The sequence below is a fragment of the Rhodococcus sp. CX genome, from assembly GCF_015865005.1.
In the GTDB taxonomy this organism is placed as follows: domain Bacteria; phylum Actinomycetota; class Actinomycetes; order Mycobacteriales; family Mycobacteriaceae; genus Rhodococcus.
Genome location: NZ_JADZGH010000048.1, coordinates 8855 through 19633 on the forward strand (window position 1 = coordinate 8855; position 10779 = coordinate 19633).

11 protein-coding genes are annotated in these 10779 nt (G+C 68.7%); 3 read left to right on the forward strand and 8 right to left on the reverse strand.

Going from position 1 to position 10779, the window contains the following annotated elements:
- The 3 genes from I0Q12_RS31995 to guaB form a co-directional block, all read right to left on the reverse strand.
- Positions 1-139 (reverse strand): FAD-dependent oxidoreductase (locus tag I0Q12_RS31995; protein ID WP_231610018.1); only part of this gene is annotated, 139 nt, incomplete at its 3' end.
- A 215-nt stretch (positions 140-354) separates the two neighbouring features.
- A complete protein-coding gene (locus tag I0Q12_RS04805) occupies positions 355-1497 on the reverse strand; it encodes a GuaB3 family IMP dehydrogenase-related protein (RefSeq protein WP_197250864.1) in 1143 nt (380 codons plus the stop codon).
- 81 nt (positions 1498-1578) lie between these two features.
- The gene (gene guaB, locus I0Q12_RS04810) at positions 1579-3102 is read right to left on the reverse strand and encodes an IMP dehydrogenase (protein WP_197250865.1); all 1524 of its coding nucleotides are present in this window, start codon (positions 3100-3102) and stop codon (positions 1579-1581) included.
- 361 nt (positions 3103-3463) lie between these two features.
- On the opposite strand from guaB, the gene I0Q12_RS04815 reads away from it, so the two are divergent.
- Entirely contained in the window at positions 3464-3874 is a 411-nt protein-coding gene (locus tag I0Q12_RS04815; protein ID WP_197250866.1) for a DUF5319 domain-containing protein, read from the forward strand.
- 81 nt (positions 3875-3955) lie between these two features.
- Here I0Q12_RS04815 and I0Q12_RS04820 read toward each other — a convergent pair whose 3' ends face one another.
- From I0Q12_RS04820 to I0Q12_RS04830, 3 genes are all read right to left on the reverse strand, one after another.
- Positions 3956-5053, reverse strand: coding sequence for an anti-sigma-D factor RsdA (locus I0Q12_RS04820; RefSeq protein ID WP_197250867.1), 1098 nt, complete (start codon positions 5051-5053; stop codon positions 3956-3958).
- On the reverse strand, positions 5046-5624 hold the full coding sequence (locus tag I0Q12_RS04825) for a sigma-70 family RNA polymerase sigma factor (RefSeq protein ID WP_197250872.1): 579 nt from the start codon (positions 5622-5624) through the stop codon (positions 5046-5048). The genes I0Q12_RS04820 and I0Q12_RS04825 overlap by 8 nt, the downstream gene beginning before the upstream one ends.
- A gap of 119 nt (positions 5625-5743) precedes the next feature.
- On the reverse strand, positions 5744-6637 hold the full coding sequence (locus tag I0Q12_RS04830) for a hypothetical protein (RefSeq protein ID WP_374068571.1): 894 nt from the start codon (positions 6635-6637) through the stop codon (positions 5744-5746).
- Positions 6638-7147: 510 nt separating this feature from the next.
- On the opposite strand from I0Q12_RS04830, the gene I0Q12_RS04835 reads away from it, so the two are divergent.
- Positions 7148-7441: a WhiB family transcriptional regulator gene (locus I0Q12_RS04835; RefSeq protein WP_197250868.1), complete on the forward strand. Its 294-nt coding sequence runs from the start codon at positions 7148-7150 to the stop codon at positions 7439-7441.
- Between the two features lie 81 nt (positions 7442-7522).
- Here I0Q12_RS04835 and groL read toward each other — a convergent pair whose 3' ends face one another.
- Both groL and groES read right to left on the reverse strand, forming a co-directional pair.
- Positions 7523-9139 carry a chaperonin GroEL gene (gene groL, locus I0Q12_RS04840; RefSeq protein ID WP_197250869.1) on the reverse strand — a complete coding sequence of 539 codons (1617 nt, stop codon included), beginning with the start codon at positions 9137-9139 and terminating at the stop codon, positions 7523-7525.
- Positions 9140-9224: 85 nt separating this feature from the next.
- A complete protein-coding gene (gene groES / locus I0Q12_RS04845; protein WP_068154369.1) occupies positions 9225-9527 on the reverse strand; it encodes a co-chaperone GroES in 303 nt (100 codons plus the stop codon).
- 307 nt (positions 9528-9834) lie between these two features.
- Here groES and I0Q12_RS04850 point away from each other — a divergent pair.
- The coding region (locus I0Q12_RS04850; RefSeq protein ID WP_197250870.1) for an Hsp70 family protein at positions 9835-10779 on the forward strand (945 nt) is incomplete at its 3' end.

The following is a 10779-nucleotide window of genomic DNA, read 5'->3' on the forward strand; positions in this document are numbered from 1 at the left end:
CCGCGTCCGCGTACCGCCGGCCCGCTTCGAGAACACCGACCCGGTAGCCCTTCTCCACGAGCCGCAGCGCCGTGACGCTGCCACCGAAGCCCGAGCCGACGATGAGGACGTCGTAGTCCGTCGCGCGCTGCCTACCCATCGGAGTACCTCCACCCGTGAAACTGGTTGTTACTCGCCAGTATGCACCCCGGGTCTGTGACAGCTGCCACAAGGATTACCTAACTGTTACCGCGCGTAGCGGAAACCGCAGGTCGGCGGCCGCGCTGCTCCCGTGAACGACGACGGCCGGACGCCGAGTCGGCCCGTGACACACGAACCGATCCGACATCCGGCCACCGGAAGCGGAGAAACCTGTCAGGCGCGAACCGACAGACCCACCTTCTGGAATTCCTTGAGGTCCGAGTAACCGGACTTCGCCATCGCCCGGCGCAGCCCGCCGACGAGGTTCAGCGAACCGTACGGGTCGTCCGACGGCCCGCCCAGCACCCGGTCCAGGCCGGGACGCTCGTCGTCGACCTCGACCTGCAACACGGACCCACGCGGCATGGACGGGTGCGCCGCGACGGACGGCCAGTACCAGCCGCGACCGGGCGCCTCGGCGGACACCGCCAGCGGCGCACCGAGCACGGCCGCGTCGGCACCGCACGCGATGGCCTTCGCCAGGTCACCGGCGGTCTCGATGTCACCGTCCGCGATGACGTGCACGTAGCGGCCACCGGTTTCGTCCAGGTAGTCGCGACGGGCCGCGGCGGCGTCCGCGATCGCGGTGGCCATCGGGATCCCGATGCCGAGAGCGCTGCTGGTGGTCGTGGCACCGGCCGTCGAGCCGTAGCCGACGATGACACCGGCCGCGCCGGTACGCATCAGGTGCAGAGCCGTGCGGTGATCGCTCACACCGCCGGCCACGACCGGCACGTCCAGCTCGGAGATGAACGTCTTGAGGTTGAGCGGCTCGTCCTCGCCGTGCGCGACGTGCTCGGCGGAGATGATCGTTCCCTGGATGACCAGCAGGTCGATGCCCGCCTTGATCAGGTCGGGGGTCAGCGCACGCGCATTCTGGGGGCTGACCCGCACCGCCGTCGTCACGCCCGCGTCCCGCACCTCACCGACCGCCGCGGCGAGCAGCTCGGGGCGCAGCGGAGCCGCGTGCAGCTTCTGCAGGTAGGCCACCGCGGCGCTGGGATCCGGGTTCGTCTCGGCGAGCTCGACGAGCTTGGTGATCTCCGACTCGACGTCCTCGTGCCGGCCCCACAGACCTTCACCGTTGATGACGCCCAGACCGCCGGCCTTGCCGAGCTCGACGGCGAACTTCGGCGAGACCAGCGCGTCGGTGGGATGCGCGAGCACCGGGATGTCGAATCGGTAGGCATCGATCTGCCAGGCCGTCGACACCTCCTTGGAAGACCGCGTCCGGCGGGACGGCACGATGTCGATGTCGTCCAGCTCGTAGGTGCGCCGGGCGGTGCGGCCCATGCCGATTTCAACGAGGTCGCGCACGCGCGCCCCTTTCTCGTGTGAGGCCGGTTCTCCCCTCGCGGACGAGACGGGAGAACCGACCGGCGTGATTCGAACGTGCGGCTACCGGGCCGCGTAGTTCGGTGCCTCCGCGGTGATCGTGATGTCGTGCGGGTGGCTCTCCTTGAGCCCTGCAGCGGTGATCTGCACGAACTGCGCCGACTGCAGCTGCTCGATCGTGGCCGCCCCGGTGTATCCCATCGCCGCCCGCAGGCCGCCGATGAGCTGGTGGGTGACCTGCTGCAGCGGGCCACGGAACGGGACCCGGCCCTCGATACCCTCGGGGACCAGCTTGTCCTCGGAGAGGACGTCGTCCTGGAAGTACCGGTCCTTCGAATACGACTTGGCCTCGCCACGCGACTGCATCGCGCCCAGCGAACCCATTCCGCGGTAGCTCTTGAACTGCTTGCCGTTGACGAGGATCAGCTCACCGGGGGACTCGGCCGTGCCGGCGAGCAGCGAACCGAGCATCGCCGTCGACGCACCGGCCGCGAGGGCCTTCGCGACGTCGCCGGAGAACTGCAGGCCACCGTCGGCGATCACGGGGATGCCGTGCGGTGCGGCCGCAGCGGTGGCCTCGAGGATCGCGGTGATCTGGGGTGCGCCGACACCGGCGATGACACGGGTGGTGCAGATCGAGCCGGGTCCGACACCGACCTTGACCGCGTCGACGCCCGCCTCGATGAGGGCAGCCGCCCCGGCGCGGGTCGCGACGTTGCCGCCGATGATCTGGACGCGGTCGCCGACCTCCGCCTTGAGCTTGGAGATCATCGACAGCACGCCGGCCGAGTGACCGTGGGCACTGTCGACGACGAGAACGTCGACGCCGGCGTCCGTCAGCAGCATCGCGCGGGTCCACGAGTCGTCGCCGACACCGACGGCCGCGCCGACCAGCAGGCGGCCGTCGCGGTCCTTGGTGGCGTTCGGGTGCTGCTCGGTCTTGACGAAGTCCTTGACGGTGATGAGACCGGTGAGCTTGCCCTGTCCGTCGACGATCGGGAGCTTCTCGATCTTGTGACGGCGCAGCAGCCCCAGCGCGGCCTCGGCACTGACCCCTTCGCGTGCGGTGACGAGCGGTGCCTTGGTCATGACCTCGGCGACCGGCCGGTTCTGGTCGACCTCGAACCGCATGTCGCGGTTGGTGATGATGCCGACGAGCAGGCCGTCGTCGTCGGTGACCGGCAGACCCGAGATCCGGAAGCGGGCGCACATGGCGTCCACCTCGGCGAGGGTGTCGGTCGGCTTGCAGGTGACCGGGTCGGTGACCATGCCGGCCTCGGAACGCTTGACGGTCTCGACCTGCGCGGCCTGGACCTCTGCGGACATGTTGCGGTGCAGCACACCCATGCCGCCGGCACGGGCCATGGCGATCGCCATGCGCGACTCTGTGACGGTGTCCATCGCGGAACTGACCAGCGGGATGCGCAGGCGGATCTCGCGCGTCAACTGGCTCGACGTGTCCACCTGGCTCGGGACGACATCGGACGCCGCGGGGAGCAGCAGCACGTCGTCGAAGGTCAGGCCCAGCATCGCGACCTTGTTCGGGTCGTCGCCGCCGGTGTGCACGTGCCCTCCGGTACTACTCATGCGGTTCGGACCCTCCATGCCAGTCGATACGGTGCGGGTCCGGACGATTTCCGGCCCGACAGGTTTCTGAGCGTGAAACGACGCTGTCGCGGACGACGGAGCGGCGACGAGGCGCCGGCGTCGTGAGCAGCAATGCCGTGACCAACAATGTCGTGAGCGGTACGAATATTCCCCGGGCGGTCCGAGGCAGCCGGTACGCTCACCTCCCCATCGTATCGTTTGCCGCAATCCGCACTGCCGCAGCCCGCACCCTTGCCCGGGGCCGGCGGCCCCGCTCCACAAGGACCACAGGGCCCTGTTCGTCGGCGTGTCCACCGCTACGGCTGGCGCAGACCCCACCGCACTGCGTACCGTGGGTGTCGTGCGTGATCAGTTACCTCCGGGTCTTCCACCGGACCCCTTCGCCGGAGATCCCGACGACCCGTCGGCCGCGCTGGACGCGATCGAGCCGGGTCAGCCGCTGGACCCCTCGGAGCGGTTGGCGGTCGAAGAGGACCTTGCGGACCTCGCCGTCTACGAGGCACTGCTGGCCCCGCGTGGGGTCCGCGGTCTCGTCGTCTGCTGTGAGGACTGCCACCAGGACCACTACCACGACTGGGACATGCTGCGCGCGAACCTGCTGCAGCTCCTCGTGGACGGGACGGTCCGGCCGCACGAGCCCGCATACGATCCCTCGCCCGAGGCGTACGTGACGTGGGACTACTGCCGCGGGTATGCGGATGCGTCGATGAACGAGGCACTTCCCGCGGACCCGTACGGCTTCGATTCCTGAGCACGTCACCCGAACACGACGAAACGCGGCGCCGGCACACCCGAGAGTGTGCCGGCGCCGCGTTTCACGTCGAGGTGACCGTCAGGGCACTTCCGTGGTCTCTTCCGAGCGCGTACCCGGTGTACCCACCGGCGCGCTGATCGACTGCTGCTCGAGAGACGTCGTCGATGCCGAGGCCGACGCGGTCGTGGTGGGCGGATTCGTGGTGGACGGCGTCTGCGGCTGCGTGCTCGGCTGGGTGCTCGGCGGCGGCTGCGTCTGCGGCTGCGTGGTCGTCGGGCGAGTGCTCGGCTCGACCGTCGGCACCGACGGCTGCGTCGTCGGCTGGTTCAGGATCGTCGGGTCGGGCGACGAGGACGGGGATGGGGACGGTTGCGTCGCGGCGTCCGAGGGGGTGCCCGACGGGGTTCCCTGCCCTGTCGTGCCGGGTGTCTGCGGAGGCACCGCGGCGTCGGACTGTGGGACCGTCGCCGGTGGCACCGGCGCGGGGACCGGGGCCGGTGCCGGTGCCGGTACCGGCAGACCCGGCAGCGGGACCGGCACGAGCTTGCTCAGTTCGTCCGACAGTCGCTGCAGCCAGTCGCCCAGTTCGTCCCGTTGACCGGCGTCGACGACATCGCTGGATCGGACCTGCGCCGATTCGAGCAGTTGCTTGGCGACCTCGGTGTCGCCGGCGGCGAGTGCACGCTCGGCCTGCTCGAGACTCGACGTCGTATCGATCCGCGCGACGGTGCTCTGCGCCTGCTCGCTGAAAACGACTTCCTTGACGCCCCAGAGCGGGTCACCCGGTTCGGCGCCGTAGGACACGGCCGCCGCACCGCCGACAGCTATCGCGACGAGGGCAGCGGCTCCGGCGATAGGGCGCAGCAGGCGAAGCTGGGTGCGGGAGCGCGCTCGACCGGCCGTCTCGGCATCGCGGGCATCGATTTCACGATGGACCGCGGCGACGATCTCGTCGAGATCGGGGCCGGCCGGTAACGGCTCGGAGAGGATCTCCGCGCGCCATCCCGCCAGCAGCGTGGCAAGTTCGTACTCTTCGGCCGATTCCGTCGTTACCGGACCGTCACCGGAGATCGCGTCGATGAGGGCATCATCACGACGCACGGCCGCGATGTCCACCGGGGTGCCGTCGTCGGCGAGATCAGCGTGGAAGTCGTCGTCACCGCGCTTCCTACCCATTCCTCTCACCTGCTCTCGTCACTTCCTTCTTGAGTCGGGCGATGGCTCGGTGTTGAGCCACTCGAACGGCCCCCGCCGTACTTCCAACTGCGGCTGCCGTCTCCTCCGCCGACAACCCCACCACCAACCGCATGATCAGGATCTCGCGTTGCTTCTCCGGGAGCGTTCCGAGCAGGTCTTTCATCTGCCGGCTCATCTCCGCGTTGAGCGCATGTTCTTCCGGGCTGTCTTCCAGCGACATCACTTCGGGAACGTCAGCGACCGGGTCCGACCGATTACGGGCGGTACTCCGATGCGCGTCGGCGACCTTGTGCGCTGCGATCCCGTAGACGAACGCCATGAAGGGCCGTCCTTGGTCCTGGTATCGCGGCAGCGCCGTCATCACAGCCAGGCATACCTCCTGCGCCACGTCGTCCGCGGAGTGCTGGCCGCGCTCCGCAGACCCGACCCTTGCCCGGCAGTACCGCACGACCAGGGGTCGGATGCTTGCGAGAACCTGGGCGAGGGCAGCCCGATCGCCTTGCGAAGCCGCAGCGACTGCCGAGTCCAACTCCTCACCCATAACAGTCATCGATTGCGTATGTCCTGGTGTTACAAGTGGCACGTCCCCGCCCGGGAGTGCTTCCACTGACGGTGGAACGCCACCAGCCTAACGACATGCCCGGACAACTCCGATTCGCCCTGGCAGAACTAGTTTCGGATCGTCGCGAACCGGCCTCCGCGACAGGTCACGACCTGGGCACATTCGTCCCGCACGTGATCTGCGCCGGGCACGGCACCGATTCCGTGTGCCAGCATCGCCGCCGCCCAGCGCAGCGGCACCAGGCCGTGTTCCGCGCAACGCTCGGACACGCCGGCGGCGAGCACACGCGCCGGCCCGAGGTCGGGGTCGCCGGTCGCCGACGCCGCGCGCAGGAGGTCGGATTTCACCCGGTGCCGCACGGACGGGCTCCGGTCGGCCAGGGCGGAGGCCTGCGCGGCGTGCTGCTTCGCGGTCCCGAAATCGCCGGAGGCCAGCGCGGTTTCCGCCGTCACCCAGTGCAGCCTGATCCGCTGCCGCCAGAAGGTCCCGGCAGCGGCGTCGTCCCCGGCGGCCCTCAGCAGGTCCGCGCACTGTGCGAGCAGCCGCCGCGACAGGTCGAGGCGGCCGCACCCGAGCGCATCGGCGGCCAGGCCGGTCAGGGCATCGCACTGCGCTTCGACGATGCGGGTCGTGTCCTCCGGAAGCCGCGGAACGGCCGCGCGGGCCAGAGCGAACGCGCGACCGTCGTGCGTCGCGGCCTGCCGGTGCCATCCGAGCTGACGTAACAGCGAGGCCTCGGTGCTCGCCGCGAGGGACGCCAGGGGGCCTTCCGTGACCTCGCGTTGCAGTCGCGCCAGTTCCGCCCGGGCACCGCTGTAGAAGCCCTGGCCGCCCAGAGCGACCGCGCGGAGCCATCGCCGGTAAGGATCGGTCGCGGCAGGCAGCGGACTCGTGCCCGGCCTGTCCCCGAACGCCGCAGCCGTCAGGACCGCATCCTCGGCGGAGAGTGCGTCCTCGGCGGGGACAGCGGACGGGCGCGCAGATGCAACGGTCGCGGACACGCCGAAATCATTGCATCATCGTCGCGACCGGACATCCCCGGTCCCCTACGGGCGAGAAACAAGCACCGGGAGCGCAAATATATCGACTGCGAATTCCGGTCTTCGTGCGCCATTCGTCGGCCGTTTACAGTCCGTTAATTTCAAACAGGGTGCATGTACGCTGCCGGACTCGGGATTTCACGGAAGATGCGGCCGAAGCGGCGGCCGGAAGAACGGGACGGCCTACAAAACAGCAGGTGAACGGCACATCGGAGGAATTGCCGGGGTCATCCAGGACATCGCAGCAGGCCAGAGCCGAACGACAGCCAATCATGAATCGACCCCGAAGTAAACATTTCGCAGGTTAATTCTCGCGATGAGCGATATGGAATTTCCCACGTCACGGAAGTATTGACGTGATTTGCACCGCGCTTTTACGGTGGCCGTGTTCGAAAGAATGCTCGGCCGGGACGCGGTTCCCGGCCACGGTCCGCTCGCACCAACGCGAGCATGCTGCAAAGGAGTGCCACCATGCCTGCACCACATCACCTCCCCGGACCCAACGCGGACATCTGGGATTGGCAGATGCACGGCCTGTGTCGCGGCGTGGACTCCTCGATGTTCTTCCACCCGGACGGTGAGCGCGGACGCGCTCGCGCCCAGCGGGAGAGCCGCGCCAAGGAGATGTGCCGAGCCTGCCCGGTGATCGCCCAGTGCCGGGAGCATGCTCTCAATGTCGCCGAGCCATACGGCATCTGGGGAGGAATGTCCGAGACCGAGCGCGAGATGTACGCACGACACAGGCGCCGCAAGATCGCTGTTTGACTGTTTCGAACCAGACGACGAAGCCCCGCCCGGGAGTCCCGGGCGGGGCTTCGTGTCTATCGCGTGACCTGTGTCGGTCGCCTAGTGGGCGTGACCGTGACCGTGGCCGGCGTCGGCAGCCTCCTCGGGCTTGTCGACGACCGCGCTCTCGGTGGTGAGCACCATGCGGGCGACGGACGAGGCGTTGACGACCGCCGAACGCGTCACCTTGACCGGGTCGACGACACCGTCGGCGAGCAGGTCGCCGTAGGTGAGCGTCGCGGCGTTGAACCCGTGACCCTTCGGACTCTCGGCGACCTTGGAGATCACGACGGAGCCGTCGAGCCCCGCGTTGGCCGCGATCCAGAACAGCGGTGCCGACAGCGCCGTCCGCAGAACGGCGACACCGGTGGCCTCGTCACCCGACAGAGACGCCTCGAGCTCGGCGAGCTCGAGCGACGCCTGCACCAGTGCCGAACCACCACCGGGGACGATGCCCTCCTCGACGGCGGCCTTGGCGGCGTTCACCGCGTCCTCGACCCGGAACTTGCGCTCCTTGAGGTCGGTCTCGGTGGCCGCCCCGACCTTGATGACGGCAACGCCGCCGGCGAGCTTGGCCAGGCGCTCTTCGAGCTTCTCCCGATCCCAGTCCGAGTCCGTTGCCTCGATTTCACGGCGCAGCTGGGCGGCGCGCTCCTCGATGGCCTCGGGGGTGCCGGCACCGTCGACGATCGTGGTGTTGTCCTTGCTCACCACGACACGGCGGGCGGAACCGAGCAGCTCGAGCCCGGCTTCCTTGAGAGTCAGGCCGAGATCGGAATTGATGACGGTGCCCGCGGTGACGACGGCGAGGTCCTCCAGGAACGCCTTGCGGCGGTCGCCGAAGTACGGCGCCTTGACGGCAACGGCCTTGAGGGTCTTGCGGATCGCGTTGACGACCAGCGTCGACAGTGCCTCGCCCTCGATGTCCTCGGCGATGATCAGGACCGGCTTGCCGGACTCGGCGATCTTCTCGAGCAGCGGCAGGAAGTCCGGCAGCGAGCTGATCTTCTCGCGGTAGAGCAGCACCAGCGCGTCCTCGAGAACCGCCTGCTGAGCGTCGACGTCGGTGATGAAGTACGGCGACAGGTAGCCCTTGTCGAACTGAACGCCCTCGGTGACGACCAGTTCGGTGTGCAGGGTCGAGGATTCCTCGACCGTGACGACACCGTTCTCGCCGACGGTGCTGAGGGCCTCGCCGACCAGCGCACCGATCTCCTCGTCGCGGGACGAAACCGTCGCGACCTGCGCAATGGCCTCCTTGCCCTGCACCGGGGTCGCGAGCGCGAGCAGCGCCTCCGTGACCTTGTCGGCGCCCTTCGCGATACCCGCGCCGAGCGCGATCGGGTTGGCACCCGCGGCGACGTTCCTCAGGCCGGCCTTGACCAGGGCCTGGGCGAGGACGGTCGCGGTGGTGGTGCCGTCACCGGCGACGTCGTTGGTCTTCGTGGCGACGCTCTTGACGAGCTGGGCACCGAGGTTCTCGAACGGATCCTCCAGCTCGATCTCGCGGGCGATGCTCACACCGTCGTTGGTGACGGTCGGACCGCCGAACGCCTTGGCGAGCACGACGTGCCGCCCGCGCGGGCCGAGCGTGACCTTGACGGCGTCGGCGAGGCGGTCGACGCCACGCTCGAGCGCGCGCCGCGCGGTCTCGTTGAACTCGATTTGCTTGGACATGTTCTCCGACTACTCCTGTCGAATTTCTCCGGAACGGACTCCGCCCCGGGTCCGTTGAGGAACTCCGGGGCGGAATGCACGCGGCTTACTTGGCGACGACGGCCAGCACGTCGCGAGCCGACAGGATCAGGTACTCCTGGCCTGCGTACTTGATCTCGGTTCCGCCGTACTTGCTGTAGATGACGACGTCGCCTTCCTTGACATCCAGGGGGATGCGCTTGTCGCCATCCTCGTCCCAGCGGCCGGGGCCGACGGCGACGACGGTGCCCTCCTGGGGCTTCTCCTTCGCCGTGTCCGGAATGACGAGGCCGGAGGCAGTCGTCGTCTCGGCCTCGTTGGCCTGGACGAGGATCTTGTCCTCGAGCGGCTTGATGTTCACGCTCGCCACGATGAGCCCTCCACTTTCAGGGGTACTTGGGTCCGGAAACTTGTGCTCCCGGACTCGGATTCGTTCAGTCACCACAGACTCCGCGCGAGGTCCCGTCGTCGCGGGTGCCGGGCCGACGCTCGGTGTCACTAGCACTCTATACATGCGAGTGCCAGCACTCAAGGCTTCCGGGCGCTTACTCGTACTCGGCGCGTCGTACCGTCCTTCTGTTACGTTCGGATAACAGAGACACGAAGCGTGACCATACGGTGACCGATCGAGGTGCACACGAGCTCCTTGGCCTCCGGTCACGCTCGGAAGGTAAACAATGCGCACGTCGCTGGGAATCTCCACCGGAGCATCCGGGGTGGGTTCCGCGCTGGTGATCGACGCGCCGCAAGGCCGGACCACCGAATACCGCGAACTCACAGCCGACACGCACGATCATCGCGACCTCGGTGCCCTCGTCTTCGACGCGGTCACGCTGATGACGACGCAGATCGCCGACATCCCGGCGCCCGAAGTCGTCACGGTCGCCTACCGCACCACCGAACAGGCCGACTCCGTCCGCGCCGCCGCGAACCGGGAGGGCCGCCTCGTCCGGTTGATCCCGGAGACGACCGCGGTCGTCACCTACCTGCACACCACCGGACTCGCCGACTCCGACGGCGCGATCGCGATCGCCGACGTCGGCGCGTCCGGGATGAGTGTGTCGGTCGTCGACCGGGTCGACGGCAGGATCCTGCACACCGACCGCATCGACGCAGTCGGCGGCGAGACGATCACCGGACGGCTCCTCGACCACGTCCACCGATCCACGGACGGTGTCCGCACCCGCATGCCGGTCGACAACGAACTGCTTTCCGCGCGCTGCTTGGGTGCCCTCGAAGCCCTCACCGCCGGCGATACCGCCCACATCGAGATCGGCGAGGCCGGACCGGGCGTGTCCGTCACGGTCACCCGCACCGAACTCGACGAGCTGGTCGCGGATCTGGTCGGTGAGGCCGCGGAGTTCACCGCCCGGACCTGCGCCGCGGCCCCGGCCACCCCGCAGGCGCTCGTACTCGTCGGCGGCGCATCGTCCCTTCCGGCGCTGGCCGCAGCGGTCACCGCCGCGTTCGACGGTCCCGCGGTCACCGTCGACGAACCCGCGACCGTTCCCGCACACGGCGCCGCGTACCTGGACGATCACCCCCACCTCGACCGCTACCCGCTCGCCGGGAGCACCGAGTCCGGTGCGTCCCGGCGAGCGGGTAGCGGTCGAGGTGGGGGT

Excerpts from the sequence above, each read along its gene's own strand:
- I0Q12_RS04820 (WP_197250867.1), bottom strand. The coding sequence starts at position 5,053 with ATGGGTAGGAAGCGCGGTGACGACGACTTCCACGCTGATCTCGCCGAC.
- groL (WP_197250869.1), bottom strand. The coding sequence starts at position 9,139 with ATGTCCAAGCAAATCGAGTTCAACGAGACCGCGCGGCGCGCGCTCGAG.
- I0Q12_RS04835 (WP_197250868.1), top strand. The coding sequence starts at position 7,148 with ATGCCTGCACCACATCACCTCCCCGGACCCAACGCGGACATCTGGGAT.
- I0Q12_RS04825 (WP_197250872.1), bottom strand. The coding sequence starts at position 5,624 with ATGACTGTTATGGGTGAGGAGTTGGACTCGGCAGTCGCTGCGGCTTCG.
- guaB (WP_197250865.1), bottom strand. The coding sequence starts at position 3,102 with ATGAGTAGTACCGGAGGGCACGTGCACACCGGCGGCGACGACCCGAAC.